Origin of the sequence: Microbacterium hydrocarbonoxydans, from assembly GCF_023715885.1 — a bacterium.
GTDB classification, from domain to species: Bacteria; Actinomycetota; Actinomycetes; order Actinomycetales; family Microbacteriaceae; genus Microbacterium; species Microbacterium hydrocarbonoxydans_C.
Genome location: NZ_JAMBOY010000001.1, coordinates 1 through 25,849, shown reverse-complemented (window position 1 = coordinate 25,849; position 25,849 = coordinate 1). Strand labels below are relative to the sequence as shown.

The window sequence follows — 25,849 nt, the reverse complement described above, 5'->3', positions numbered from 1 at the left end:
CGGCCCCGGAGCGCTCCGCCTGCCTCGGTAGACTGGAACCGACTTTCCGAGGAGCCCCGAATGACTGACGCGTCCGCCGCGCCCGAGCAGACCACCGAAGCCGCCGACGAGGACGTGCACGAGCAGAAGGCCGTGCGACTCGCCAAGCGCGAACGACTCATCGCGAAGCGCGCGGATGCCGGCGGCGGGGCGTTCCCGGTCGGCGTGCCCGTGACGCACACGATCCCCGCGCTTCGCGCCGAGTACGGCGACCTCGAGGCAGGAGCCGAGACCGGAGTGAGCGCCGGAGTCGCCGGCCGCGTGGTGTTCAGCCGCAACACCGGCAAGCTGTGCTTCGCGACGCTGCAGGCCGGCGACGGATCGCGCATCCAGGCGATGATCTCGCTCGCCAACGTCGGCGAGGAATCGCTCGCCGACTGGAAGGAGTACGTCGACCTGGGCGACCACGTCTTCGTGCACGGCGAGGTCATCTCCAGCCGCCGCGGCGAGCTGTCGATCATGGCCGACGGTTGGGCGATCGCCTCGAAAGCCATACTCCCGCTCCCGAACGCCTACGCCGAGCTGAGCGAGGAGGGCCGCGTGCGCAGCCGCTACCTCGACCTGATCGTGCGCGAGCAGGCGAGGACCACCGTGCGCGCCCGCGCCGCGGTCAACGCCAGTCTGCGTGCGACGTTCGCCGGGCACGACTACCTCGAGGTCGAGACCCCCATGCTGCAGGTCCAGCACGGTGGTGCCTCCGCCCGTCCATTCGTCACGCACTCGAATGCGTTCGACACCGAGCTCTATCTGCGCATCGCGCCCGAGCTCTACCTCAAGCGCGCCGTCGTCGGCGGCATCGAGCGGGTCTTCGAGATCAACCGCAACTTCCGGAACGAGGGCGCCGACTCCACGCACAGTCCGGAGTTCGCGATGCTCGAGGCGTACCAGGCGTACGGTGACTACCGGCAGATGGCCGAGCTGACCCAGGAGTTGGTGCAGCGGGCGGCTATCGCCGTCGCAGGCTCGACGACCGTGACGTGGGCCGACGGCACCGAGTACGACCTGGGCGGCGAGTGGGACCGCATCTCGATGTACGACTCGCTCTCGGCGGCCTCCGGTCGCACCGTGACTCCGCAGGACTCGGTCGACGACCTCATCGCCTTCGCCGAGGAGAACGGCGTCGACCTGCCGGCGCAGGCCACGCACGGCAAGCTCGTCGAGGAGCTGTGGGAGCACTTCGTGAAGCCCGATCTCGTGCGCCCGACCTTCGTGATGGACTTCCCCGTCGACACGTCTCCACTCGTGCGTGAGCACCGCTCGATCGAGGGCGTCGTCGAGAAGTGGGACCTCTACATCCGCGGCTTCGAGCTCGCGACGGGATACTCCGAGCTCGTCGATCCCGTCATCCAGCGGGAGCGCTTCGTCGAGCAGGCGAAGCTCGCGGCCCGCGGTGACGTCGAGGCCATGCCGGTCGACGAGGAGTTCCTGCGTGCCCTCGAGCACGGCATGCCACCGTCCGGCGGTATGGGCATGGGTATCGACCGTCTGCTCATGGCGATCACGGGCCTCGGGATCCGCGAGACGATCCTGTTCCCGCTCGTCAAGTAGAACGCGCACTCAGGCCGCCGACTCGCCGCGACGGAACGCCCACTCGGGCAGCACCGCCGCGCCGATCATGGTCGCGAGGAGCTGCGCGAGGCTGTACTCGGGATCGATCTCACCGACCATGTCGAGGTACCGACCGGCATGGCTGGACCGGCCGAGCGCCCACGACAGCCATGCCGCTGCGGTGAGGGGCCCCGGTCGGGACGCGCGTGGCGCGCGGGTCGCCGCCGCACGGACGACTGTCAGCGCCTGCTCCAGGCGATCGGGATCGGGGCGAGGACCGCGCCCGAGGAACACCTCGCCGAGATCGTCGGGCACGGCCGTGCGGTCGTCGGCGAACTCCAGCTGCGCGTCGAGCGTGCGCACGCCGCCGACGACGTCGGTCGCCCACTGCGTGATGGCGACATCGCGAAGCAGTGGCCTGTCGAGGCACCAGAGCAGCGCGGCCGTGGCGAAGGTCGGCAGCTCCTCGCGCATCGCGAGCACGGCTTCGAAGAACACCGGGACGTCGTCGAGCAGCAGGACTGCCGCGAGTGCCTGCGGGTCGTCGCGGGCGGTGGGCGCCGTGTCGCGGTCGAGCAGCTCGCTGATCCGGAGCAGTGCGCGCCCGACTCGCTCGCGCTCCGCGAAGTCCGTCGCAGGGAGGTCGGCACCCGCGCACTGGTCGCCCGACACGTCGCCGATCCCGAGCACTGGCGGGGGAGACTCGTGGTCGAACTCCTCGAGCTCCGGCTCGTCGACGAGATAGCTCGACCACCCCGACGGAATCACGCACAGGGCGTCGACGATGTCGAGCCCCGCATCCGCCGCGCACCCCAACACCACGTCGACCTCGACCGCGAAGGGCAGCACGACACCGTCCCGCGTGACCTGGGCGTCGTCGTCCGTGTAGACGACGACGGCCACGGCATCCGTCCTCTCCACCCTGGCGACGAGGGCGACGGCGGTGTCGGCGTACTCGGAGAGGTCGACCTCGCCGCGGGGGAGATCGAGCCGCATGGCTCCCGTGGTGCGGGTCGCATGGAAAGGCACCAGCACGAGGCTCTCGCGCGGCGTGAAGCCGGCGAGCGACGGGACGATGCGGAGAAAATCGGCGGAGCTGGAGGCGTGGAGCACGGTGGTCATGCGCCGAGTGTGGTCGAGCGTCCGCCGGCTGCGGGGCGATTCCACAGGCGGCGGGCCGGATCTCCCAGACTCGTCGAATGTGCAGGAACGGTGGCTCGCGTACCATGGAGGGATGGAGAACTTCTGGCTCGCGGTCGCCTGGTCGATCCTCCCGACCATCGGGGTGAGCGTCGTGTTCTTCTTCGTGCTCCGCGGGATCCTCCGGTTCGACCGCACCGAGCGCAAGGTGCATGCGCGCATCGAGGCCGAGGAGCGCGCCGCACGTGGACTGCCCCCGCGCCCCTGAGCGACGTCCGACCCATCGGCTACTGTGTAGCGAAGACACCGGGTCGAGCATCCGCTCCCCGCGATCCCCGCTGCGGGCCGAGAGGGAGCGATGACGACCGAGAGCTGGGGCTGGTGGATCACCGGCTTCCTCCTGCTACTCGATCTGGCGATCCGCATCACCGCGATCATCGTCATCCCGCGCAATCGCCGCCCGACCGCCGCCATGGCGTGGCTGCTGGCGGTGTTCTTCATCCCGTTCGTCGGCGTCTTCCTCTTCATCCTGATCGGCAACCCCCGGCTGCCGCGTGCGCGCCGCCGCAAGCAGGATCAGATCAACGAGTACATCGCCGAGACCAGTGAGCACCTGCACTTCGGCACCCTGCGTCCCGATGCGCCGAGCTGGTTCCCACCGCTCGTCGAGATGAACCACCGACTCGGTGCCCTCCCGATCTCCGGTGACAACGGCGCGCACCTGATCGGCGGGTATCAGGAATCGCTCGACGCGATGGCCGACGCGATCCGCACGGCACAGGACTACGTGCACGTCGAGTTCTACATCCTCCAGTCCGACGCATCGACCGACAACTTCTTCCGCGCGCTGGAAGAGGTCGCGGAGAGGGGCGTGCACGTACGCGTCCTGCTCGATCACTGGGCGAACAGGTGGAAGCCCCGCTACAAGGCCACGATCAAGCGCCTCAACCGCATGGGCGCCGACTGGCACCTCATGCTGCCGGTGCAGCCGTTCAAGGGGAGGATGCAGCGGCCTGATCTGCGCAATCACCGCAAGCTCCTCGTCGTCGACGGCAAGGTCGCGTTCCTCGGCTCCCAGAACGTCACCGACTCGACGTACAACCTGCCCAAGAACATCAAGCGCGGGCTGCACTGGGTCGACCTCATGGTGCGCATCGACGGGCCGGTCGTGCTGAGCGTCAACGCGATCTTCCTCAGCGACTGGTACAGCGAGACCGACGAGGTGCTGCAGGAGATCGACATCTCGCATGCCGAGCCGGGATCGGGAGACCTCGACTGCCAGGTGGTGCCGTCGGGACCCGGGTTCGAGGTCGAGAACAACCTGCGTCTCTTCCTCGGCCTGCTGTACGCGGCCAAGCAGAAGATCATGATCGTCAGCCCCTACTTCGTGCCCGACGAAGCGCTGCTCCTGGCGGTCACAGCCGCGGTCGACCGCGGCGTCGAGGTGGAGCTGTTCGTCTCCGAGGAGGGCGACCAGGCCATGGTCTACCACGCCCAGCGCAGCTACTACGAGGCGCTGCTGCGGGCGGGCGTGCGCATCTGGATGTACCGCAAGCCGTTCATCCTGCACACCAAGAGCCTCACGATCGACGACCAGGTCGCCGTCATCGGCTCCAGCAACATGGACATGCGGTCGTTCGGCCTCAACCTCGAGGTGTCGATGCTCGTGCGCGGCGAGGAGTTCGTAGCCGAGATGCGCGAGGTCGAGGACGAGTACCGGGCGCTCAGCCGCGAGCTCACCCTCGACGAGTGGATGCAGCAGCCGCTGCGCTCCACGGTGCTCGACAACCTCGCGCGACTCACGTCGGCGCTGCAGTAACGGCTCGGCCGCACTTCGTCAACGGTCCTTTCCGGCCACTTTCTCCGTGGCTAGCCTGAGAGCATGACCTCCCCCAGGCTCGTCACCGCCACAGTGTCCGCCCTCGCCGCCGTGCTGCTTCTCGCCGGGTGCACAACCGGGCCGGGTGCGGGGGCCGGGCAGACCACGTCCGATCCGTCCTCGGGTCCCGGCACCTCCGAGGAGTTCGACGAGATGGAGGGCACGATCCTCGATGAGGGGCGGTCCTTCGCGGTCGTGACCTGGGGGTCGTCCACCTGCATCCCACAGGTCGACGAGGTGAGCGCCGACGGGCAGACCGTCACGGTGTCGCTCGTCGACTCGGATGCCGATGAGGTCTGCACCGCCGACATGACGCAGCGTGCCAGCCTCGGCACCCTTCCCGAGGGCGTCGACCCCACGCAGGACATCACGCTGAACGTGACCTACGGCGAACTTCGGGACGACGTCGACCTGGCGGGCGACGCGGCCTTCACCGCGACGCCCGGGTCACCCACCGAGTACACACCTTCGGCTGGCTGGTTCGACGACTCCTCGCTCGTGCTCCTCACCTGGGGCTCGTCGGGCTGCCCGCCCGTGGTCGACAGCATCGAGGGGTCGGGGAACACCGGAACGGTGACGTTCGCGACCGACCCCGAGCGGATGTGCACGATGGACATGGCGCCTCGCGGAACCATTCTCGCCTTCGACGACGACGCGATCGACGACGAGGACTTCACGCTCACGCTCGTGGGTGACTCGCTCGACGGCACCGTGCAGGTCCGCGGCTGACGCACAGCGCGGCACCGGCTGCGTCAGAGCGACGAGACCGGATGCCCCGCCGGGAGGGCGAGCAGCAGGGCTCCCGGATCGACCCGGCACGTGATGCGCACGGCTGAGCCGAACTCATCGCCGTCGAGCTCGATGGGCGTCGGCCGGTTCGCCGCTGCTTCGGCTATCGTGCCTCGGAAGTAGTGCACAGAGGCGTCCTTGCCACGGCGGTCGAGCACGCGGCGCCCGGCTCGGAAACGCCGCAGCACCGAGTTGTCCCACCAGATCTTGCGCCACACGCCCAGCCAGCCCAGCACGCCAGTCGGCTGGATCACCGCGAGGTCGAGCGTGGCATCCGTGATCGACGCGTCGGGGATCAACGCGATCCCGGCGGGCAACGTGCCGCAGTTCGCGAAGAGGATGCTGTGCACTTTGGTGGTGTGCAGGCGTCCGTCGTCGATCTGGAACACCGCCCGGAAGGGCTCCGCCGTCACGAGCGAGCGCGCCGCGCCGTCGACGTAGGCGATCCACCCGACCGAGCGCTTGAGATCGGGGCGGGTGTTCGCGATCATGTCGGCGTCGAGGCCGATGCCGGCGAGCACGACGTACGCATGCTCCTCCTCGTCGCCGTTCTCGCGCGTGAGTCGCGCCCAGCCGATGTCGATCGGATGCCGGAAATCGCCCAGCGCAGCCCTGATCATGTCGTCAGGACCGGCGAGAGGGAGCCCGAGGTTGCGGGCGAGGAGGTTGCCGGTGCCGCTCGGCAGGATCGCCAGCGGCACGCCGGTGCCGGCGATGGTCTCTGCGACGGCCCGCACGGTGCCGTCCCCGCCGGCGACGAGGACGACGTCGACCCCGCGCTCGATCGCCTGAGCGGTCGCGCGCTGCCCGGCATCCTGGATCGTCGTCGGATAGAACGCGGGGTGCTCCCACCCTGCCTCTTTCGAGAGTTCACGCACCCGCGCGCGCAGATCCCTCTCGGCGACCTTGATGGGGTTGTAGACGAGAGCGGCCTGTCGCCGGGCCGGGGAGCTCTTCGTCATGGCGCTACTCTAACGCCGCGCGGAGCGGCCTCCCGCCGCACTGACGCGCCCGGGACTCGCCATAGACTTGGTGGATGATCGACCTCGCACTCCTCCGCGAAAACCCGGAGATCGTCCGCCGTTCTCAGGCCGCCCGTGGCAACGACCAGGGCACCGTCGACGCCGCACTCGAGGCCGACCGATCGCGCCGAGCGGCGCTCGCCGCCTTCGAGGATCTCCGAGCCGAGCAGAATGCGTTCGGCAAGCAGGTCGCGAAGGCTCCGAAGGAGGAGAAGGCCGCACTCGTCGCTCAGGTCAAGGACCTCGCCGACCGCGTCAAGCAGGCCCAGCAGACTTCGAACGAGGCGTCCGAGAAGGCGGCCGAAGCGCTCGCGCGCATCGAGAACGTCGTGATCGACGGCGTGCCGGCCGGCGGTGAGGCCGACTTCGTCGAACTGCGCCGCGTGGGCGAGGTGCCCGCGTTCGACTTCGAACCGCGCGATCACCTCGAGCTCGGCGAGATCCTCGGAGCGATCGACATGGAGCGCGGCGCGAAGGTCTCCGGCGCGCGGTTCTACTTCCTGCGCGGGATCGGCGCGCGTCTCGAGATCGCCCTCATGAACCTCGCCCTCGACAAGGCGCTGCAGAACGGCTTCGTGCCGCTGATCACGCCCACACTCGTCCGCCCCGAGATCATGCAGGGCACCGGCTTCCTCGGCGAGCACGCCGACGAGGTCTACCACCTCGACAAGGACGACGACCTGTACCTCGTCGGCACCAGCGAGGTCGCGCTCGCCGGGTACCACAAGGACGAGATCGTCGACCTCGGCGGCGGACCGCTCCGCTACGCGGGCTGGTCCACCTGCTACCGGCGCGAGGCGGGGTCGCACGGCAAGGACACTCGCGGCATCATCCGCGTGCACCAGTTCAACAAGCTCGAGATGTTCGTCTACACAAGCCCCGAGGAGGCAGAGGCGGAGCACCTGCGCCTCGTCGCGCTGCAGGAAGAGATGCTGACCTCGCTCGGCCTCGCGTACCGGGTCATCGACGTGGCGGCGGGCGATCTCGGATCCAGCGCGGCGCGCAAATACGACATCGAGGCGTGGGTCCCCACCCAGGGCGCGTTCCGCGAGCTCACGTCGACCTCGAACTGCACGACCTATCAGGCTCGACGCCTCGACGTGCGGTACCGCCCGGCTGCGGAGGAAGGGCAGCAGGCGAAGACCCACCCCGTCGCGACCCTCAACGGCACGCTGGCGACCACACGGTGGATCGTCGCGCTGCTCGAGACGCACCAGCAGGCCGACGGATCCGTCCGCGTGCCCGAGGTGCTGCGCCCGTACCTGGGCGGGCTCGAGGTGCTGGAGCCGACCGCATGACCTCCTGGTTCGTCGGTCTCGACGTCGACGGCACGATCCTGCTGCAAGACGAGTCGATGAGTCCGGGCGTGCCCGAGGCCGTCGCGCGCCTGCGCGACGCCGGGCATGAGGTCACCATCGCGACCGGCCGCAGCTGGAACGCCACCGAGCGGTACGTCGACCTGTTGGGTCTCACCCCCGAGTACGTGGTGTGCTCGAACGGCGCTGTCACGATGCGCCGCGTCGGAGAAGAGTGGGAGCGCTGGCACATCGAGACGTTCGACGCGTCGCCCGTGCTGGCGCTGCTGCGGGCGCGTCTGCCCGAGGCGCGATACATGGTGGAGCTCGCCTCGGGTCAGCGGCTCTACACCGAGCACCTCGACGACTGGACCCTCGACGGCGGTCGTCAGGTCGGGTTCGAAGAGCTCGTCGCCGAACCGGTCTCGCGTGTCGTGGTGGTCTCTCCCGGCCACGATGAGGAGGACTTCCACCGTCTCGTCGCCGACGCGGGCCTGAACGAGGTGTCGTACGCGATCGGCTGGACGGCATGGCTCGACATCGCGCCGCAGGGCGTGGACAAGGGGACCGCGCTCGAGCGCGTGCGCGCCCGGCTCGGTTTCGGCGGAGACCGGGTGCTCGTCGCGGGAGACGGCCGCAACGACATCGGCATGTTCACGTGGGCGCAGGAGATCGGCGGACGCGCCGTCGCCATGGGTCAGGCGCCCCACGAGGTGAAGGCCGCGGCGGGGGAGACGACGGCCGATGTCGAGGACGGTGGACTCGCCGACGCGCTGAACACGCTTCCAGCGGCCGCCCAGGTCAGCGCGGGAGAATAGAACTCGGCTAGACTCACGGCTTGTCGGCGGATTCGTCTGTCGGGAGGGTTGTCCGAGCGGCCGATGGAGCTGGTCTTGAAAACCAGTGGGCAGAGATGTCTCGTGGGTTCGAATCCCACACCCTCCGCTTCGAAGCACGGTGTCGCCGCACCGAGACGCTGAACCGAAAGGCCCCGAGTGAGTCCCCACACCCGCCGCCGCCGTACCCTCGCACGGCACGGACAGCAGCGCACCCCGGGTGCGGTCAGCCAGCTCCTCAAGTTCATCGCCATCGGCCTCGCGGTCGTCCTCGTGAGCGGTCTCGGCGTCGCGGCGTACGTCGCGTACGACCTGACGAGCACTGTGAGCGCGAATGCCGTCGAGCTGGAGGGCACGGAGGAGCTTCCCCCCGACATCGGCGAGTACAAGGGCGGGTTCAACCTGCTTCTCACCGGCGTCGACACCTGCGAAGAGGCCTACGCGCAGTACTTCGGCGCGCGGTGCGACGGCCCGGACTCCGAGGGCACGCTCAACGACGTCAACCTGCTCGTCCATGTCTCGGAGGAGCCGCGCCGCATCACCGTGGTGAGCTTTCCGCGCGACCTCATGCTCGGCATCCCCGCCTGCGAGGACGACGAGGGCAATATGCACTCGGCGATGAGCAAGCAGCCGCTCAACACCGCGTACACCGACGGCGGCCTGAACTGCGTCGCGAAGACGATCACGCAGCTCACCGGGCAGGAGATCCAGTTCGCGGCCTCTGTCACGTTCGGCGGCGTGATCGAGATCACCAACGCGATCGGCGGCGTCGACGTCTGCCTCGCCAACCCCATCAAGGACAAGTACACGGGCCTCGACATGGCCGCGGGGACCCACACGGTCCAGGGTCTCGAAGCCTTGCAGTTCCTGCGCACCCGGCACGGCGTGGGCGACGGCAGCGACCTCGGCCGGATCGGCAACCAGCAGCAGTACATGTCGAGCCTCGTGCGCAAGCTGATCAGCAGCGACACGCTCGGCAACTTCCCGATGATGCTCAAGCTCGCGAACACCGGCCTCAGCAACATGGAGACCAGCACCTCGCTCGCCAACCCCACGATGATCGCGCAGATCGCCCTGGCCGTGAAGTCGGTGCCGTTCGAGGACATCGTGTTCCTGCAGTACCCGACCGGGACGGACGCCGACAACCCGAACAAGGTCGTCCCCAACAAGTCCGCCGCCCAGGCCATGTGGGATGCGATCAATCAGAACGCGCAGCTGCAGGTGACGCACGAGAACACCGCGAACGACGGTGTCGTCGTGACGGACCCGGCACCGCAGGATCCGGCGGTGCCCGACCCCGCCGCGACCGCCCCGGCGACCGAGGAGCCGACGAACGTCGTCGCGCTCCCGAACTCGATCAAGGGCAACTCCGCCGCGCAGCAGACCTGCTCCAACGGCAACGTCCGCTGACCCGCGCCGGCGGCCCTCGCGGGTCCGAGGTCAGCGCTCGACCGTCGGCGGGTACAGCACGTCCATGAGTGCTTCGAGGATGCCGGGCATGTCGACGGACGGATCGATCAGCCACTGCAGCTGCAGGCCGTCGGCGACGGCTTGGACGATGCGCGCGGTGGTGTCCGCGTCGAGCGCCGCCCGTGTTGCCGCGTCCCCATGGAATGCCGCGGCGATGCTACCCCGCAGTCGTTCGCTGCGCTGCAGGAAGTATGCGTGCGCGGGGTGATCGGGATCGGCGGCATCCACCGCCAGGCGTGAGAACAGCTCGACGACGCCGGGGACCTCGGTGTTGTGGCGGATGACGTCGAGGAAAGCCGCCTTCGCGTCGACGGACTCATGGATGCGCGGGGACCGTTCGTCCTGGTCGTCGCGCGTGCGGAGCACCTCGGTGAAGAGCTCTTCCTTCGATCCGAAGTAGTGCAGCAGCGCGGCGGGCGTGACTCCGACCGCCTCGGCGATCTGCTTGAGGGACGCGTTGCGGTAGCCGGTGCGTCCGATGACGTCCAGGGTGCTCTCCAGGATCTCCTGCCGCCGGGCGACGCCCTTCGCGTATGAACCTCGTCGTGCCATCCCTCGACCCTAATCCTGAATGTTGTTTGAATTCCAATACTGACTGTCGTATGGTTTTCGGAGGACAGCGCCGTCGCCGCGAAAGGACGACCATGACCGACACCTCGGCATCAGACCTCACCCTCGAGGAGAAGGCCTCGCTCACGAGCGGCGCGGACTTCTGGACCACGAAGGGCGTCGACCGCGTAGGCCTGCCGTCGATCATGATGACCGACGGTCCGCACGGACTCCGCAAGCAGGCGGACGCCACCGACCACCTCGGTCTCGCCAGCAGCGTGCCGGCCACGTGCTTCCCGCCGGCGGTCGGCATCGGTTCCTCCTTCGATCCCGAACTCGTCGAGCGCGTCGGCGCCGCGATCGGCGTGGAGGCCGCGATCGAGAACGTCGCGGTCGTGCTCGGCCCCGGCATCAACATCAAGCGCTCTCCGCTCTGCGGCCGCAACTTCGAGTACTTCTCAGAGGATCCACTGGTCTCCGGAGTCCTCGGTGCCGTGTCGGTGCGCGGCATCCAGTCGCAGGGTGTCGGCTCGTCGCTCAAGCACTTCGCCGCGAACAATCAGGAGTTCGACCGGATGCGCGCGAGCTCCGACGTCGACCCGCGGCCTCTGCGGGAGATCTACCTGCGCGGCTTCGAGCGGGTCGTGCGCGACGCGCAGCCGTGGACCGTCATGTGCTCGTACAACCGCATCAACGGCGTCTACGCCTCGGAGGACCCGTGGCTGCTGACGCAGGTGCTCCGTGACGACTGGGGTTTCGACGGCCTCGTCGTCTCGGACTGGGGCGCCGTCAACGACCGCGTCGCCGGCGTCGCGGCGGGCCTCGATCTCGAGATGCCCTCGTCGGGAGGGCGGACGGATGATCAGCTCGTCGCCGCCGTGCGGGGTGGCGAGCTCGACGAGAGCGTGCTCGACGTGGCCGCCGACCGGGCGATCGCTCTCGTGAACAAGGCGCAGGCGCGGGATGCCGTGCAGGGGCCGCTCGACGTGGACGCCCACCACGCCCTCGCCCGCGAGGCGGCCGGACGGTCGATCGTGCTGCTCAAGAACGAGGATGCCGTGCTGCCGCTCGCCCCCGAGCAGAGCGTGGCCGTGATCGGAGCGTTCGCGACCGAGTCCCGGTTCCAGGGTGCAGGCTCCTCGCTGATCAACCCGACGCGCGTCGACACTGCCCTCGACGGACTGCGCGCCGTCGGCGGGGACCGCGTCTCGTACGCCGCGGGGTTCGCGGTCGAGGGCGGCGCGATCGCGGCATCCGGGCGTTCCGACGACGAGCTGCGGTCCGAAGCCGTCGCCGCCGCGCAGGCCGCCGAGGTGGCCGTCGTGTTCCTCGGACTGCCCGCCGCGGAGGAGTCCGAGGGCTTCGACCGTGACCATATCGACCTTCCCGCCGTCCAGCTCGCGCTGCTGGATGCCGTGGTCGAGGCGAATCCGCGCACGGTCGTCGTGCTGTCGAACGGCGGCGTCGTCGCGCTCCCGTTCGCCGACCGGGTGCCCGCGATCGTCGAGAGCTGGCTGCTGGGTCAGGCCGGCGGCGGAGCGGTCGCAGACGTGCTCTACGGCGCGGTGAACCCGTCGGGCAAGCTCACCGAGACCGTTCCCGTGCGACTGGAGGACAACCCGTCGTACGGCAATTTCCCCGGAGAGTTCGGGCACGTGCGCTACGGCGAGGGCATCCTCGTCGGCTACCGCTGGTACGACTCGAAGGGGCTCGACGTGACGTTCCCGTTCGGGCACGGACTCTCGTACACGACCTTCTCGTACGGCGCCGCGACGGCATCCGTCGCAGATGACGGCAATGTGACCGTGCGCGTCGACGTGACGAACGGCGGGGACCGCGACGGGCGCGAGGTCGTCCAGGTGTACGTCGCTCCGGTGCGGTCGGCCGTGCAGCGAGCGCCGCGTGAGCTGAAGGCGTTCTCGTCGGTGCCGCTCGCCGCGGGGGAGACGCGCACGGTGGAGCTCGTCGTGCGCCGCGAGGACCTCGCCTACTGGGACGTCCGGGTCGACCGCTGGGTCGTCGAGGGCGGTGACTATACCGTCGAGGTGGCCGCGTCGAGCCGCGACATCCGTTGCCTCGCGATCGTCGAGGTCGAGGGCGACGAGGTGTCGTTGCCGTTGTCCATGAACTCGTCGATCGGCGACGTGGTGTCGCATCCGGTGGCTGGGCCGATCGTCATGCAGGCGCTCGGCGGGCTGATGGGCGGCCTCACCGGAGCAGACTCCTCGGCGGCATCCATGATGCCCAACCACGAGGCCATGCAGAAGATGATGGCGTCGTTCCCGATCGGGCGGCTGATCGGCTTCCCCGGTGTCGACGTGACGCATGAGCAGATCGAGCAGCTGCTCGCCGGCGCGAACGCCGGCTCGCTGCCGCGGGGCTGACGCTCTCCTTCGCGCCGAGGCCCACCACGCGCGTCGAAACCCACCGTCCGCGACGTCGCTCGAGGTGGGTTTCGACGCGCGAGGTGGGTTTCGGTGGTAGGGAAGGTCAGAGGCGCGGGGTGTACCGCGTCGGGGGGTGAGTTGCGGCGACGAGCTCGCGCAGCTCCTCGAGCATCGCGGGAGCGGCGCCGAGAGAGCGCGCCTGCACGAGGACATTGCCGAGCGCCGTCGCCTCCACCGGTCCGGCGAGGACCGGTAGGCCGGTGCGATCCGCCGTCGCCTGGCACAGCAGGCGGTTGAGCGAGCCCCCGCCGACGAGGTGGATGCTGTCGACCTCACGACCCGTGAGCCCCTCCGCGGTGCGGACCGCGTCGGCGAACGCGGCGGCGATCGACTCCACGATCGACCGCGCGAAGGCCGGGCGGGTGAGAGGCGCAGCGTCACCGAGAAGGGTGGCGATGCGCGCGGGCATGTCGCCCGGAGCGCTCAGCGAGGAGTCGTTCGCGTTGAAGAGTGGCACGTCGCTCCCGACCCGCGATGCCGCATCGAGCAGCGACTGCAGGTCGATCGCTGCGCCGTCCTCGGCCTCCCACGCGCGCACCGTCTCGCTGAGCAGCCACAGGCCGGTGACGTTGTGCAGGAATCGATATCGCCCGTCGACGCCGAGCTCGTGCGTGAAGTTGGCCTCGCGGGCGGCATCCGTCAGCACGGCCTCCGTGAGCTCCACCCCGACGAGGCCCCAGGTGCCGCACGAGATGTACGCCGAGTTCGGCGACGCGAGCGGCACCGCGACGACGGCGGATGCGGTGTCGTGCGAACCCACCGCGATCACCGGCAGCGCCGCGCCGATGCGCTCCGCGACCTCCGGGCGCAGGGCGCCGATCACGGTGCCGGGGTCGACGAGAGGAGGCAGGATGCTCGAGGGGATGCCGAGCCGATCAGCCAGCTTCTCGTCCCACTCGTCCGTCTCCACCCCGAGGAGCCCCGTCGTCGAGGCGTTCGTGCGCTCGGCCACCGCGGAACCCGTGAGGAGGTACGCGATGAGGTCGGGGATGAGGAGAGCCAGGTCCGCCTCGCGCAGTCGTGCGTCGACCCGGTACTGGTACAGCGTATTGAACGGAAGGAACTGCAGACCGTTGCGCTGATAGAGCTCCGCGAAGGGCGCGACCGCGTGCACCTCATCGACTCCGGTAGCCGTGCGGTCGTCGCGGTAGTGGAACGGCTCCGCGAGCAGCTCACCGGCGGAGATCAGACCGTAGTCGACCGCCCAGGAGTCGATGCCGATGCTCTCGATCGCGGGCTCGCGGCGGACCGCTTCCGCCAGACCCTCCACGACGTGCTCATAGAGGCGGCCGAAGTCCCAGTGCAGGCCGTCCTCACGCTCCACCGGGCCGTTCGGGAACCGCGACACGAGCTCGAGGTCGAGCCGTCCGTCGCCGATGCGACCGATCACGACGCGTCCGCTCGTCGCCCCGAGGTCGACGGCCGCGACCGCGCGGACAGTCATGGGCATACCCCATCAGTGCTGAGCCACCCTCTCGCGCGCGAGCGACCCCCGTATCTGCGGTTCAGAGAAGGGTGGCTCGCACAGAGAGGGGTGGGTCGGCGAAGGGAGACGCTCATCGCAGGAACGCGGCCGCGACGCCGGAGTCGACGGGGATGTGGAGCCCCGTCGTGCGGGACAGCTCGGGGCCGGTGAGCACGTACACGGCGTCGGCGACGTTCTCGGGCACGACCTCGCGCTTGAGGATCGTGCGGTTGGCGTAGAACTGGCCGAGGTCCTCTTCGGCGACGCCGTAGGTGGCGGCGCGGTTCGCTCCCCAGCCGGAGGCGAAGATGCCGGAGCCGCGCACGACGCCGTCGGGGTTGATGCCGTTGACGCGGATGCCGAACTCGCCGAGCTCGACGGCGAGCAGTCGCACCTGGTGCGCCTGGTCGGCTTTGGTCGCGGAGTAGGCGATGTTGTTCGGGCCGGCGAACACGGAGTTCTTCGACGAGATGTAGATGATGTCGCCGCCGAGCTTCTGGTCGATCAGCACGCGGGCTGCGGCCTTCGACACGAGGAACGAGCCCTTGGCCATGACGTCGTGCTGCAGGTCCCAGTCCTTCTCGGTGGTCTCCAGCAGCGGCTTCGACAGCGACAGTCCTGCGTTGTTGACGACGAGGTCGACGCCGCCGAACGCGAGCACCGCCTCGTTCAGAGCGGCCTGCACGGCATCCGCATCCGCGACGTTCGCCGCCACCCCGATCGCGACGTCGGGGGTGCCGAGCTCTGCCGCCGCGGCCTGCGCCTTCTCCAGGTCGAGGTCGGCGACGACGACGCACGCGCCTTCGGCGGCGAGGCGTGCGGCGATGGCCTTGCCGATGCCGGACGCCGCGCCCGTGACGAACGCGATGCGGCCCTGGTGCGTCTTCGGCTTCGGCATCCGCTGCAGCTTGGCCTCCTCCAGCGCCCAATACTCGATGCGGAACTTCTCGGCGTCGGAGATGGGGGAGTACGTCGACACCGCTTCGGCGCCGCGCATCACGTTGATCGCGTTGACGTAGAACTCGCCGGCGACGCGCGCGGTCTGCTTGTTCGCGCCGTACGAGAACATGCCCACGCCGGGGATCAGCACGATGAGCGGGTCCGCACCGCGGATCGCGGGTGATTCGGCAGTCGCATGTGCGTCGTAGTACGCCTGGTAGTCGGCGCGGTACTCGGCGTGCAGCTCGTGCAGGCGCGTGACCTGCTCCTCGACCGACGCGGTGGCCGGCAGATCCAGGATTAGCGGCTTGACCTTCGTGCGCAGGAAGTGATCGGGGCAGCTCGTGCCCAGGGCCGCCAGCGCGGGCGCCTTCTCGGACGCGAGGAAGTCGAGCACGACGTCGGAATCGGTGAAGTGGCCGACCATGGGCTTGTCGGTCGACGCGATCCCACGGATCGTTCCGGCGAGGGCCGCAGCACGCTCGCGACGCTCGCCCTCGGCCAGCGCCTCGAAGCCGGCGCGCACCCCGCCGAAGGGCTCCGACGCTCCGTGCTCGGCGATGTACGCGGCCGCGGTGTCGATGATCCACAGCGAGTTCCTCTCGGACTCCTCCGAGGTGTCGCCCCAGGCCGTGATGCCGTGACCGCCGAGGATGCAGCCGACCGCCTGCGGGTTCTGCGCCTTGATCTCGGCGATGTCGAAGCCGAGCTGGAAGCCGGGACGGCGCCACGGAACCCACACGACCCTGTCGCCGAAGATGGTCGACGTCAGCGTCTCCCCGTCCGCAGCGGTCGCGATCGCGATGCCCGCGTCGGGGTGGAGGTGGTCGACGTGCGCGGCGTCCACCAGCCCGTGCATAGCGGTGTCGATCGACGGCGCAGCGCCGCCCTTGCCGTGCAGGCAGTAGTCGAACGCGGCGACCATCTCGTCTTCGCGCTCCACGCCCGGGTACACGTCGACGAGCGCGCGCATGCGGTCGAGGCGCAGCACCGCGAGGCCCTGCTCGGTCAGGGTGCCCAGGTCGCCGCCCGAGCCCTTGACCCACAGCAGCTCCACCGGCTGTCCGGTGACCGGGTCGGTCTCGGTGCCCTTCGCCGAGGTGTTGCCCCCGGCGTAGTTCGTGTTCTTCGGGTCGGCGCCCAGGCGGTTCGACCGCTCGATCAGAGCGGCGGCGGTGGGGTTCGTCATGCGTTGTCCTCCAGGCCGGATGCGGACGGCGTCGTGTACGGCCGTGCGGGGTCGTCGGTGGGCAGGGCGTCCAGCTGTTGCTCGAGGTGAAAGACGGAGGGCAGGAACGTCGGACCCGTGCCGGAACCGTCGTCCACGAAGAACGGGGCCATGTCGGCCTGCCAGCGGGTGTTGACGTCGGTCTCGCCCATGGCGGCGATGGCTGCATCGACGTCCTCTGACTCGAAGTATCCGACGAGCAGCCCATCCGGAGCGAGGAACAGCGAGTAGTTGGTCCATCCGGAACGAGTCAGCGCGCGCAGCATGTCGGGCCATACTGCGGCATGCCGTTCTCGGTACTCGTCCATGCGCTCGGGGCGAACGCGGAGGAGGAAGCAGGCGCGCTGCATCACACCTCCCGAAAGTCGATGCCGAGCAGCGACGCTGCCGCGCGGTAGTCCTCGACCCGCGCTCCGATGGAGAGCGACCAGTGGTGGCCGATGCCGGTGGCCGACCAGGCGTCGACCCACTCTCCCGGATCCCTGCCGAAGTCAACCCGGCTCGTCGTGTTACCGATCTCCAGCAGCGGGCCGGATACGACGGTGCCGGTCGAGGCGACGAACGACAGCGATCCGTCGCGGTCCTGCCCGAGGCCGAGCAGCGTCACGGGGCCGGGCTGCACGTCGAACTCGACGGACACCCCCCAACCGCGCTTGCCGTGATATACCCCGAGGCCGCGGAGGAGCGGATCGCGGCTCGACACGGCAAGGTGTGCCGGGCCGTCGTGTCCCATCTCCACCACGCCGTCGTCGAAGTTCAGGGCCTGGATCTCGCAGAACGATCCTCCGGCGCCGATGACCTGCGTGGCGAGCTGCGCGACCGTGGTGCGGAGTTCGTACTCGCCGGTCGCGGGGATGCCGCGCGCGGTGAGGAGGGAGGCGCCGAGGATCATGCCTGCGCCGAGCCGCTCGTGCAGCTCACCGCCCCACCCGCGGTGGTAGTACGCGAGCGAATCGAGTTCAAGATCGTCGACCAGTCGGTCGAGGCCGACCGAGACCCGTGCGCCCCAGGCGAAGTCCTCGTCCTTGACCGACTCGTCGAGGGTGAAGATCTCCGTGGCCAGTTGCATCCGCTCCCGCACCTCGGTCTCGGTGACCTCATCGACCCGCACGCGCAGGTCGTCGAACTCGAGTACCTCGACGTGCGAGCCGAATGTCGTCGGCAGGAGGGTGAGGTCGGTCGACACGTCGAGCATCCCCGGGTACAGGTGTCCCATCAGCCCGTGGCGGGCGTGCCGCAGTGCGGCGCGGATGTGCGCTGCGTTGATCCATCTCTCGATGCGCGCCCACGCGGATTCTTGACGCAGCCACCCGGACACGGATCGGAACTCGATCCCCGCGCGGCGGAATACGTTGCCGACCTCGGGGACGGGGCACTGCCCGCAATACGCGAGCCACGCTCCGGTGTCGAACGAGGCATGATCCATCTTCTCGGTCGGCTGCAGGTCGATCACGAGCACGGGGGAGCCCGCGCGCTGAGCGATCGGGAGCACCATGGAGGATGTCAGATACGTCGTGAGGAACAGGACGATGAGGTCGCAGTCTGCGGCGCGCAGCGTCTCACCCGCCGCCGCGCCCTCCTGAGCATCGGAGATGAAGCCGACGTCGACCACATCGGCATCCATCGCCTGGAATCGCTCCGAGACGTAGCGGGAAGACTCCTGCAGCTGGGGGAGGAGCCCGGGGAACTGCGGCCAGTACGTGCCGAGGCCCCCGGCGACCAGGCCGATGCGAGGCCGGCGGCGCTGTTTCGCCGGCAGGAGATCGGCGAGCGCCGATGACGGGGACTGCGACATGGGTTCTTCCTTCGGTCAGGCGCGTCGCGCGCCGCGAGAAAATCGGACGGGACCGCTGCGGCTCTCGACGGAGAGCCGCAGCGGGTGACGACTAGAAGTCGTAGTCGTCGATGTTGTCGGCGTTGAAGACCGTCGGAGGACCGACGATGACTGTGCCGTCCGCGCCGACCTCGCGCTCGCCGAGGTCGCCTGCCTCGAACGTGTCGCCCTCGGCACCGGTGATGTCGCCGTCGGCGAGAGCCTTGCCGGCGAAGGCGGCGACGTAGCCCAGCTGAGCCGGGTCCCACAGCGCGAACTCGGACACCGTGCCGTCCTTGACGAACGGACGCATCTCGTTCGGCAGGCCGAGACCCGTCAGCGCGACCTTGCCTTTGTACTCCGAGGTCGAGAGATAGCGGGCCGTCGCCGCGATGCCGACCGTGGTCGGCGAGATGATGCCCTTGAGGTTCGGATGCGCCTGCAGCAGACCCTGCGCCTCCTGGAAGGACTTCGTGTCGTCGTCGTCGCCGTACACTTTCGCCACGAGCGTGATGTCGGCGTAGTCGGGGTTCGACTCGAGCTCCTCCTCGATGTACTTGATCCACTCGTTCTGGTTCGTGGCGTTGGCGGTCGCGGAGAGGATCGCGATCTCACCCGAGCCGCCGATCTGCTCTGCGATCAGTTCGACCTGGATCAGTGCGACGTCCTTCGCGACGACCTGGCTGATGAAGAGGTCGCGGCAATCGGGGTTCGTGTCGGAGTCGAAGGCGACGATCTTCGCTCCGCCCGTTCGCGCCTCTTCGAGGGCGGGGCAGACGGCATCGGGGTCGTTCGCGGCGATCACGATGACGTTCGTCCCGGCCTGGGTCTCGGCGTTGATGAACGACACCTGGCTGGAGGCGCTCGCGTCGAGAGGGCCGACCACCTGGCTGTCGGCGAACCCCGCAGCCGTCGCGCCGTCCTCGCCGCCGCCGAGCACGACGTCGGTGTACGGGTTGTTGAGCTGCTTCGGGATGAAGGTGATGGTCTGTTCACCGTCGGCACCAGAGCCTCCATCACCGCCGTCCGACGCGCCGGCGGCGCATCCGGTGGCGATCAGCGCGATGCCGGTGAGAGCTGCGATGCCCGAGAGACAACGTCGTCCTGAGCGGGTGCGGATCCACTGCATGTTTCTTCCTTTCCTGGTGCGCCCACTACGAGGCGCGCACATGCCCCGTGCCGGCGGCGCGGGGAAGCTGTCGGCGTACGCGCCGGTCATGGCGCGCGGTGCTGAGGTACTGGCCGATGCTCGGTGCGACCACCGAGGCGATCAGCAGCGAGCCGGTGACGATGATGAGCACGACCTCCGAGACGCGGCCGAGGCGGAGCGCGTAGTTGACCACGCCGATCAGCAGCACGCCGGCGACGACACCGGGGATGGTGCCGCGGCCGCCGAAGATCGATACCCCGCCGAGGAGGACGGCTGCGATCACTGCGAGCTCGAGTCCGCTGGCGTTGTCGGAGCGCGCGCTGGAGTAGCGCAGAGTCCAATAGATGCCGGCGAGCGCGGACACGGAGCCCGTGCCGACGAAGAGCCAGAACTTCGCCTGCGCGACCTTGATGCCCACGAAGCGCGCGGCCTCCTTGCTGAAGCCGATGGCAGGGAGCGCCCGGCCGAACGGCGTGAGGTGGAGCAGGACCGCGAAGAACACCACTACCAGCGCCACCCCGATCATCACGGTGGGGATGCCGGTGACACCGAGCTTGGACGTGAAGAACGCGGTGAGCTCCGACGGGAAGTCGGCCACGGCGTTGTCGCCGATCACGACGAGGGCGAGGCCGCGGAACAGCGCGAGTGTGCCGATCGTGACGGCGAGAGACGGCAGCCCCGCGAACGCGACGAGCGCGCCGTTCACGGCGCCTGCGACGGTGCCGACGACGAGCCCGAGCAGGAGGACGAGCGAGATGTCGAGACCCGCCTGCCACAGCACGCCGATCACGGCGCTGGTGAGCCCGGCCGTGCTTGCGACCGACAGATCGATCTCGCCGGTCAGGATGACGAGCGTCATCGGCATCGCGATCAGCAGCACAGGGATGACGTCGAGGAGGAGGAACCCCGTCGTCACCGGTGACGCGAAGCGGGGAATCGAGACCATCGCCACGACGACGGTCACGAGCAGCGCATAGATCATGATAGCGGGGCGCCCCAGCAACAGGCGGGTCAGACCCGTGCGCCCGTGCGGTTCTGTCTCGAGCACGCCGGCGGCGATCACGGCGGTGGTGGGTGCGGACTCAGACATCTCGGGCCTCACTCAGTCGGAGCTTGCGTGCGGTGCGGACGGCGGCGATGCGATCGATGAGGATCGCCGCGAGGATCAGGATGCCGACCACGGCCTGCTGCCAGAACTTGTCGACGCGCAGAGCGGTCAGGGCGCTTGTGATCGTCGTGAGTAGCACCGCGCCGATCGCGGCACCGGCCACAGAGCCGCTGCCACCGAAGATCGCGACGCCACCGACCACGGCCGCCGCCACCACGTCGAGCTCCATGCCGGTGCCGGTCGTGGCGCCCACGGAGTTGAAGCGAGCCGCGTACAGGACGCCGGCGAGGCCCGCGAGCAGACCGTTCACGATGAACGCTGTCATGACGCGACGCGATACCGGGATGCCGAAGACCCGGGCGGCGTCGGGGTCGGAGCCGATCGCATAGAGGTCCCTGCCCGAGCGGGTCCCTGACAGGTAGATGCCAACAGCGATCACGACAGCGAGTGCGAGGAGAGTGATGAGAGGGAACCCGAGCAGCGTGTCGACAGCCAGCGCGCCGAAGGCATCCGGGCGATCTCCCGCGAAGTACTGCGTACCGCCGGCCCAGGCGTTGTTGATCCCGCGGTACACGTACAGAGTGCCGAGGGTGATCACCAGGGCAGGCACCCCGGCGACGGTGACCAGAAGGCCGTTGATCGCGCCGAGCACCGCGCCGAGTACCAGGCCCGCGAGGAACACCACCGGGATCGGGATGCCGTCGACCTGCGCGAACAGCGTCCCGGTGAGGAACGCGACGAGGCCGAGGATCGATCCGACGGAGAGGTCGACGTTGCGGGTGAAGATCACCATCGCTTGGCCGACGGCGAGGATCACCATGATCGTGGCGTTCAGCAGCAGGTCCTTCACGCCCTGCTGACTCAGGAACAACGGGTTGGCGGCGTATGTAACGAGCACGAGCACGACGAGAGCGGCAGCGACAGGCGTCTCGCGGCGACGCAGGGCGGTGACGATCGGCGAGCGACGGGTGGGTCGTGCGTCATCGCGGACGGCTACGGCGGTCATTCGGCCATCTCCAGAGTGTCGGCGGTCGCCGCATGCATGACGCGTTCAGGGGTCGCGTCGGCGCGGGCGATCTGGGCGGTGATGCGGCCTTCGCGCATGACGACGACGCGGTCCGCCATGCCGAGCACCTCGGGCAGCTCGGAAGAGATCATCAGGATCCCGATGCCTCGTCCGGCGAGATCGGAGATGAGGCGATGCACCTCGGCCTTGGTGCCGACGTCGATGCCCCTCGTCGGTTCGTCGACGATGAGCAGGCGGGGGGCCGTCGCCAGCCATTTGGCGAGGACGACCTTCTGCTGATTGCCCCCGGAGAGGGTCGAGACCGCGAACTCCGGCGAGCCGGTCTTCACCTGCAGTCTCGTCGACCATTCCTCGACGGCTCGTCTCTCCGCCCGGCGATCGATCAGACCGCCGCGACTGAGAGCGTGACGGAGCGTGAGGGTCAGATTGCGTCCGACCGACAGGTCCATGACGAGGCCCTGTCTGCGACGGTCCTCCGGGACGAACCCGATGCCGGCGTCGATAGCGGCCTGGGGGTCTCCGCCCCGCAATCGCGCGCCGTTCACGCTGACGGAGCCCGCATCGTAGGGGTCGATGCCGAACACCGCACGAGCGACCTCGGTGCGTCCGGCTCCCACGAGTCCGGCAAGACCGACGATCTCTCCCGCCCGCACCTGGAGATCGATGCCGTGGAAGACGCCTGTGCGCGACAGGCCGGACACGTCGAGCACGACCCCGCCGATCTGCGCCTCTTCCTTCGGGAACAGCTGATCGATGTCGCGCCCGACCATCTCGCGGACGATCTGGGGCACCGTGGCGTCGGCCGTGTCGTGGGTGCGGATGTACCGGCCGTCGCGCATGACCGTGATGCGGTCCGTGAGCGCGAAGATCTCGTCGAAGCGGTGGGAGATGAAGAGGATGCCGGCTCCGTTGTCGCGCAGTGCACGAGCCACCCCGAAGAGACGATCGACCTCGGTGCCCGACAGGGCCGCTGTCGGTTCGTCCATGATGAGGACACGGGCATCGATCGAGATGGCTTTCGCGATCTCGATGAGCTGCTGGTCCGCGATGGACAGTCCCTCGGCGGGGCGGTCGGGGTCGATCGATACCCCGAGCCGGTCGAAGAGCCGCTCGGCCGCGCGACGCATGGCCGACCGGTTGATGAGTCCCAGGCGGCCGCGGGGCTGGCGCCCGATGAAGATGTTCTCCGCGACCGTGAGGTCGGGGAAGAGCGTGGGCTCCTGGTAGATCACCGAGATGCCCGCCGCCTTGCTGTCGGCCACCGTGCGGAACGAGACCGGCGTACCGTCGACGAGGAACTCGCCCGCGTCGGGATGGTGCAGGCCGGCGAGGATCTTCACCAGAGTGGACTTGCCGGCGCCGTTCTCGCCGACGAGGGCGTGAATCTCGCCGCGGCGCAGCTCGACGGTGCCGTCCGCCAGGGCAACGACGGGGCCGAAGGTCTTCGCCGCGCCGCGCAGTGAGAGGAGCGGCTGCTGATCAGACGTCGATGCCGCGCTCATGCGCCCCACCCCGCCTGCACCCCGCCGACGCGGTCGGCGGCGATCTTCTGCTGGTATCCCGACTCGGCGTAGGCCTTCATCGGGTCGGCGGGAAGGCCACGGCCCTCGCGCCACTCGGCGAGGGCCGAACGCACGTCCGTGTAGAACGCGTCCATGAAGATGGCGTTCGCGGCGAGGACGTCGCCGGACTTCTGCGCGGCGGTCAGCGCCTCGCGGTCGACGAGAAGCGCGCGCGCCGTCATCTCCTGCACGTTCAGCACTGACCGGATCTGACCGGGGATCTTGTCTTCGATGTTGTGGCACTGGTCGAGCATGAACGCCACGTCGGGGTTGTTCAGGCCGCCGCCGCGCACGACCTCGAAGAGGATGCGGAACAGCTGGAACGGGTCCGCTGCGCCCACGATGAGGTCGTCGTCGGCGTAGAAGCGAGAGTTGAAGTCGAACGATCCGAGTTTTCCGAGGCGCAGCAGCTGCATCACGATGAACTCGATGTTGGTGCCGGGTGCATGGTGCCCGGTGTCGAGGCAGACCATGGCCTTGTCGCCGAGTGCACTGACCTGCGCGTAGGAGGTTCCCCAGTCGGGGACGTCGGTGTGGTAGAACGCCGGCTCGAAGAACTTGTACTCGAGCACCAGGCGCTGATCGTCGCCGAGCTGCGCGTAGATCTCCTGGAGCGACTCATGCAGGCGGTCCTGACGTCCGCGCATGTCGGCCTGGCCGGGATAGTTCGAGCCTTCGGCCAGCCAGATCTTGAGGTCGCGGCTGCCCGTGGCATCCATGACGTCGATGCAGGCGAGGTGGTGGTCGATCGCCTTGCGGCGGATCGCGGCGTCTTCGTGGGTGAGAGCCCCGAACTTGTAGTCGTCGTCCTGGAAGGTGTTGGAGTTGATGGTGCCGAGCTCCACCCCGTGGTCCTCGGCGTGTTTGCGCAGGTCGGAGAAGGAGTCGACGAGGTCCCAGGGGATGTGCAGGGCGACCCTGGGTGCCAGAGCCGTGTGCTTGTGCACCTGCGCGGCGTCGGCGATCTTCTCCCACGGGTCGCGCGGCGTTCCGGGGGTGCCGAACACCTTGAAGCGCGTCCCAGAGTTCCCGAACGCCCAGCTCGGGAGTTCGATGCTCTGCGCCTCCAGGGTGTTGAAGTGCGCTGAGGAGAGGATGCTCATGATGACTACCTTGTCGTCGCGGTGCAGAATGAATCGATTCAATTCGACTCTGAGACGAAGCTAAGGCATGGGTTGACCGCTGTCAAGCATGCATGAAAACCTGAGGGTGCGATGTTGAGTCGTTTCATCCAATCCGGGAGGGTCATGGCGGTCAGTATCCGCGAGGTCGCCGAACGAGCGGGCGTCTCGGTCGGGACGGTCTCGAACGTCCTGAACCGTCCAGAGAAGGTGTCAGCCGAGACCGTCCAGCGCGTGCATTCGGCGATCGACCTCCTGGGTTTCGTCCGCAATGACGCGGCTCGCCAGCTGCGGGCAGGTCGCAGCCGCACCATCGGCCTCGTTGTACTCGACATCCGCAACCCGTTCTTCGCTGAGATCGCGCGTGGTGCGGAGGAGCGGGCCGATGCTCACGGACTCGCGGTACTCGTGGCGAACAGCGACGAGAAGGCCGAGCGTGAAGCGCGCCACCTGGACCTCTTCGAGGAGCAGCGGGTCGCTGGAGTGCTGGTGACGCCCGTCGGCGAATCAGTGCCGCGCCTCGAGCGGATACAGGAGCGCGGCACACCGGTCGTGCTTGTCGACCGCGAATCGCAGGACGCCCGATTCGCCGCAGTCGCCGTCGACGACAACGAGGGCGGGCGGGTGGCGATGCAGCACCTGCTCGAGATGGGGCGTCGGCGCGTCGCATTCGTGGGAGGACCCGTGACGCTGCGCCAGGTGTCGGATCGGCTCCGCGGCGCGCAGTCTGTGGCTGGGGAGGCGGGTCTGGGTCTTGAGTTCATCGCGACCGGCGCGCTCACAGTCGAAGAAGGGCGGCGCGCGGGTAGGCAGATCCTGGATCGGACTTCCGACCGGCGACCCGATGCGGTCTTCGCCGCCAACGACCTGCTCGCTCTCGGCGTGCTGCAGAGCCTCGTCATGACGGGTGATGCCCGTGTGCCGCAGGACATCGCCCTGATCGGCTACGACGACATCGACTTCGCAGCGGCAGCCGTCATCCCGCTGAGTTCCGTGCGTCAACCCGCGGCTCTCATCGGGTCGACCGCGGTGGACCTCCTGCTCTCCGGTGCGCGGGGGAGTGGGCTCGGTGCGGCCAAGTCGATCTTCCGACCCGAACTCGTCGCGAGGGCCTCGTCCCTGGGGTCGTGAGCGCGGTTCGTGCGCCCGCCCGGAATCCGTTACGATGGCTAGGTGCATCCGGTCTTCACGGAGCGGATGCCTGGAGACGTCGCATAGTCCGGCCTAGTGCACCACCCTGCTAAGGTGGAGTCCCCTTACGGGGACCAGGGGTTCAAATCCCCTCGTCTCCGCAGTGTGATGTCTCAGGACATCGTGAACGGCTGAACCCCCGGTTTCGGGGGTTCAGCCGTTTTTTCGTTGGTAGTTCTTGGTGGGGTCGAGGGTGTATTCGGCGAGGAGCTCGCCGGTGCCGAGGCTGAT

The 25,849-nt window shown here is 68.7% G+C and carries 21 protein-coding genes and 2 tRNA genes; 11 read left to right on the top strand and 12 right to left on the bottom strand.

The genetic code is table 11. The annotated features are described in order from the left end of the window. Nucleotides 1-60: 60 nt before the first annotated feature. Nucleotides 61-1,587 carry a lysine--tRNA ligase gene (gene lysS, locus M3195_RS00115; protein ID WP_251583959.1) on the top strand — a complete coding sequence of 509 codons (1,527 nt, stop codon included), beginning with the start codon at nucleotides 61-63 and terminating at the stop codon, nucleotides 1,585-1,587. A 9-nt stretch (nucleotides 1,588-1,596) separates the two neighbouring features. Here the strand turns inward: lysS and M3195_RS00110 are convergent, their stop codons facing one another. Beyond that, nucleotides 1,597-2,709: a DUF4192 family protein gene (locus M3195_RS00110; protein WP_251583957.1), complete on the bottom strand. Its 1,113-nt coding sequence runs from the start codon at nucleotides 2,707-2,709 to the stop codon at nucleotides 1,597-1,599. A 112-nt stretch (nucleotides 2,710-2,821) separates the two neighbouring features. Between M3195_RS00110 and M3195_RS00105 the strand changes: the two genes are divergently transcribed. From M3195_RS00105 to M3195_RS00095, 3 genes are all read left to right on the top strand, one after another. After that, nucleotides 2,822-2,995 carry a hypothetical protein gene (locus M3195_RS00105; protein ID WP_179297466.1) on the top strand — a complete coding sequence of 58 codons (174 nt, stop codon included), beginning with the start codon at nucleotides 2,822-2,824 and terminating at the stop codon, nucleotides 2,993-2,995. A gap of 90 nt (nucleotides 2,996-3,085) precedes the next feature. Next, nucleotides 3,086-4,546 (top strand): cardiolipin synthase, encoded by a 1,461-nt coding sequence (gene cls, locus M3195_RS00100; RefSeq protein WP_251583955.1) that lies wholly within the window; start codon nucleotides 3,086-3,088, stop codon nucleotides 4,544-4,546. 63 nt (nucleotides 4,547-4,609) lie between these two features. Then, complete coding sequence (locus M3195_RS00095) at nucleotides 4,610-5,335, top strand: hypothetical protein (RefSeq protein WP_251583953.1); 726 nt, start codon at nucleotides 4,610-4,612, stop codon at nucleotides 5,333-5,335. Nucleotides 5,336-5,358: 23 nt separating this feature from the next. On the opposite strand, the gene M3195_RS00090 is transcribed toward M3195_RS00095, so the two are convergent. Further along, on the bottom strand, nucleotides 5,359-6,357 hold the full coding sequence (locus M3195_RS00090) for a diacylglycerol/lipid kinase family protein (protein ID WP_251583951.1): 999 nt from the start codon (nucleotides 6,355-6,357) through the stop codon (nucleotides 5,359-5,361). Between the two features lie 74 nt (nucleotides 6,358-6,431). On the opposite strand from M3195_RS00090, the gene serS reads away from it, so the two are divergent. From serS to M3195_RS00070, 4 genes are all read left to right on the top strand, one after another. After that, nucleotides 6,432-7,715 (top strand): serine--tRNA ligase, encoded by a 1,284-nt coding sequence (gene serS, locus M3195_RS00085; RefSeq protein WP_251583949.1) that lies wholly within the window; start codon nucleotides 6,432-6,434, stop codon nucleotides 7,713-7,715. After that, nucleotides 7,712-8,530 (top strand): HAD family hydrolase, encoded by an 819-nt coding sequence (locus M3195_RS00080; RefSeq protein WP_251583947.1) that lies wholly within the window; start codon nucleotides 7,712-7,714, stop codon nucleotides 8,528-8,530. Before serS ends, M3195_RS00080 begins: the two co-directional genes overlap by 4 nt. A gap of 42 nt (nucleotides 8,531-8,572) precedes the next feature. After that, nucleotides 8,573-8,657 (top strand) — tRNA-Ser (locus M3195_RS00075). 50 nt (nucleotides 8,658-8,707) lie between these two features. Beyond that, complete coding sequence (locus M3195_RS00070) at nucleotides 8,708-9,958, top strand: LCP family protein (RefSeq protein ID WP_251583945.1); 1,251 nt, start codon at nucleotides 8,708-8,710, stop codon at nucleotides 9,956-9,958. Between the two features lie 30 nt (nucleotides 9,959-9,988). Here M3195_RS00070 and M3195_RS00065 read toward each other — a convergent pair whose 3' ends face one another. Next, nucleotides 9,989-10,570, bottom strand: a complete 582-nt coding sequence (locus M3195_RS00065; protein ID WP_251583943.1) for a TetR/AcrR family transcriptional regulator — start codon at nucleotides 10,568-10,570, stop codon at nucleotides 9,989-9,991. A gap of 92 nt (nucleotides 10,571-10,662) precedes the next feature. Here M3195_RS00065 and M3195_RS00060 point away from each other — a divergent pair, with 92 nt between their 5' ends. Beyond that, nucleotides 10,663-12,951: a glycoside hydrolase family 3 C-terminal domain-containing protein gene (locus M3195_RS00060; RefSeq protein ID WP_251583941.1), complete on the top strand. Its 2,289-nt coding sequence runs from the start codon at nucleotides 10,663-10,665 to the stop codon at nucleotides 12,949-12,951. A gap of 106 nt (nucleotides 12,952-13,057) precedes the next feature. On the opposite strand, the gene M3195_RS00055 is transcribed toward M3195_RS00060, so the two are convergent. The 9 genes from M3195_RS00055 to rhaI all read right to left on the bottom strand — a co-directional run bounded on the left by M3195_RS00055 (nucleotide 13,058) and on the right by rhaI (nucleotide 24,409). Beyond that, nucleotides 13,058-14,458, bottom strand: a complete 1,401-nt coding sequence (locus M3195_RS00055) for a rhamnulokinase (RefSeq protein ID WP_251583938.1) — start codon at nucleotides 14,456-14,458, stop codon at nucleotides 13,058-13,060. Nucleotides 14,459-14,570: 112 nt separating this feature from the next. After that, the gene (locus tag M3195_RS00050; protein WP_251583937.1) at nucleotides 14,571-16,607 is read right to left on the bottom strand and encodes a bifunctional aldolase/short-chain dehydrogenase; all 2,037 of its coding nucleotides are present in this window, start codon (nucleotides 16,605-16,607) and stop codon (nucleotides 14,571-14,573) included. Beyond that, nucleotides 16,604-16,996, bottom strand: a complete 393-nt coding sequence (locus M3195_RS00045; RefSeq protein WP_251583936.1) for an L-rhamnose mutarotase — start codon at nucleotides 16,994-16,996, stop codon at nucleotides 16,604-16,606. Before M3195_RS00045 ends, M3195_RS00050 begins: the two co-directional genes overlap by 4 nt. Continuing rightward, on the bottom strand, nucleotides 16,996-18,441 hold the full coding sequence (locus tag M3195_RS00040; protein WP_251583935.1) for an L-fucose/L-arabinose isomerase family protein: 1,446 nt from the start codon (nucleotides 18,439-18,441) through the stop codon (nucleotides 16,996-16,998). Before M3195_RS00040 ends, M3195_RS00045 begins: the two co-directional genes overlap by 1 nt. Before the next feature lie 91 nt (nucleotides 18,442-18,532). Then, a complete protein-coding gene (gene rhaS, locus M3195_RS00035; RefSeq protein ID WP_251583934.1) occupies nucleotides 18,533-19,588 on the bottom strand; it encodes a rhamnose ABC transporter substrate-binding protein in 1,056 nt (351 codons plus the stop codon). A 25-nt stretch (nucleotides 19,589-19,613) separates the two neighbouring features. Beyond that, nucleotides 19,614-20,699: an ABC transporter permease gene (locus M3195_RS00030; RefSeq protein ID WP_251583928.1), complete on the bottom strand. Its 1,086-nt coding sequence runs from the start codon at nucleotides 20,697-20,699 to the stop codon at nucleotides 19,614-19,616. Next, a complete protein-coding gene (locus tag M3195_RS00025; protein WP_251583923.1) occupies nucleotides 20,692-21,723 on the bottom strand; it encodes an ABC transporter permease in 1,032 nt (343 codons plus the stop codon). Before M3195_RS00025 ends, M3195_RS00030 begins: the two co-directional genes overlap by 8 nt. Continuing rightward, entirely contained in the window at nucleotides 21,720-23,246 is a 1,527-nt protein-coding gene (locus M3195_RS00020) for a sugar ABC transporter ATP-binding protein (RefSeq protein WP_251583921.1), read from the bottom strand. Before M3195_RS00020 ends, M3195_RS00025 begins: the two co-directional genes overlap by 4 nt. After that, complete coding sequence (gene rhaI / locus M3195_RS00015) at nucleotides 23,243-24,409, bottom strand: L-rhamnose isomerase (RefSeq protein WP_251583919.1); 1,167 nt, start codon at nucleotides 24,407-24,409, stop codon at nucleotides 23,243-23,245. Before rhaI ends, M3195_RS00020 begins: the two co-directional genes overlap by 4 nt. A gap of 144 nt (nucleotides 24,410-24,553) precedes the next feature. On the opposite strand from rhaI, the gene M3195_RS00010 reads away from it, so the two are divergent. Together M3195_RS00010 and M3195_RS00005 are read left to right on the top strand one after the other, a co-directional pair. Beyond that, nucleotides 24,554-25,558 carry a LacI family DNA-binding transcriptional regulator gene (locus tag M3195_RS00010; protein WP_251583910.1) on the top strand — a complete coding sequence of 335 codons (1,005 nt, stop codon included), beginning with the start codon at nucleotides 24,554-24,556 and terminating at the stop codon, nucleotides 25,556-25,558. A gap of 72 nt (nucleotides 25,559-25,630) precedes the next feature. Continuing rightward, nucleotides 25,631-25,719, top strand: a tRNA-Ser gene (locus M3195_RS00005). The last annotated feature ends 130 nt before the right edge of the window (nucleotides 25,720-25,849 follow it).

Excerpts from the sequence above, each read along its gene's own strand:
- cls (WP_251583955.1), top strand. The coding sequence starts at position 3,086 with ATGACGACCGAGAGCTGGGGCTGGTGGATCACCGGCTTCCTCCTGCTA.
- M3195_RS00030 (WP_251583928.1), bottom strand. The coding sequence starts at position 20,699 with ATGTCTGAGTCCGCACCCACCACCGCCGTGATCGCCGCCGGCGTGCTC.
- M3195_RS00055 (WP_251583938.1), bottom strand. The coding sequence starts at position 14,458 with ATGACTGTCCGCGCGGTCGCGGCCGTCGACCTCGGGGCGACGAGCGGA.
- rhaS (WP_251583934.1), bottom strand. The coding sequence starts at position 19,588 with ATGCAGTGGATCCGCACCCGCTCAGGACGACGTTGTCTCTCGGGCATC.
- serS (WP_251583949.1), top strand. The coding sequence starts at position 6,432 with ATGATCGACCTCGCACTCCTCCGCGAAAACCCGGAGATCGTCCGCCGT.
- rhaI (WP_251583919.1), bottom strand. The coding sequence starts at position 24,409 with ATGAGCATCCTCTCCTCAGCGCACTTCAACACCCTGGAGGCGCAGAGC.
- M3195_RS00010 (WP_251583910.1), top strand. The coding sequence starts at position 24,554 with ATGGCGGTCAGTATCCGCGAGGTCGCCGAACGAGCGGGCGTCTCGGTC.
- M3195_RS00020 (WP_251583921.1), bottom strand. The coding sequence starts at position 23,246 with ATGAGCGCGGCATCGACGTCTGATCAGCAGCCGCTCCTCTCACTGCGC.
- lysS (WP_251583959.1), top strand. The coding sequence starts at position 61 with ATGACTGACGCGTCCGCCGCGCCCGAGCAGACCACCGAAGCCGCCGAC.
- M3195_RS00040 (WP_251583935.1), bottom strand. The coding sequence starts at position 18,441 with ATGTCGCAGTCCCCGTCATCGGCGCTCGCCGATCTCCTGCCGGCGAAA.
- M3195_RS00065 (WP_251583943.1), bottom strand. The coding sequence starts at position 10,570 with ATGGCACGACGAGGTTCATACGCGAAGGGCGTCGCCCGGCGGCAGGAG.
- M3195_RS00095 (WP_251583953.1), top strand. The coding sequence starts at position 4,610 with ATGACCTCCCCCAGGCTCGTCACCGCCACAGTGTCCGCCCTCGCCGCC.
- M3195_RS00045 (WP_251583936.1), bottom strand. The coding sequence starts at position 16,996 with ATGCAGCGCGCCTGCTTCCTCCTCCGCGTTCGCCCCGAGCGCATGGAC.
- M3195_RS00080 (WP_251583947.1), top strand. The coding sequence starts at position 7,712 with ATGACCTCCTGGTTCGTCGGTCTCGACGTCGACGGCACGATCCTGCTG.
- M3195_RS00110 (WP_251583957.1), bottom strand. The coding sequence starts at position 2,709 with ATGACCACCGTGCTCCACGCCTCCAGCTCCGCCGATTTTCTCCGCATC.
- M3195_RS00090 (WP_251583951.1), bottom strand. The coding sequence starts at position 6,357 with ATGACGAAGAGCTCCCCGGCCCGGCGACAGGCCGCTCTCGTCTACAAC.
- M3195_RS00105 (WP_179297466.1), top strand. The coding sequence starts at position 2,822 with ATGGAGAACTTCTGGCTCGCGGTCGCCTGGTCGATCCTCCCGACCATC.
- M3195_RS00060 (WP_251583941.1), top strand. The coding sequence starts at position 10,663 with ATGACCGACACCTCGGCATCAGACCTCACCCTCGAGGAGAAGGCCTCG.
- M3195_RS00025 (WP_251583923.1), bottom strand. The coding sequence starts at position 21,723 with ATGACCGCCGTAGCCGTCCGCGATGACGCACGACCCACCCGTCGCTCG.
- M3195_RS00050 (WP_251583937.1), bottom strand. The coding sequence starts at position 16,607 with ATGACGAACCCCACCGCCGCCGCTCTGATCGAGCGGTCGAACCGCCTG.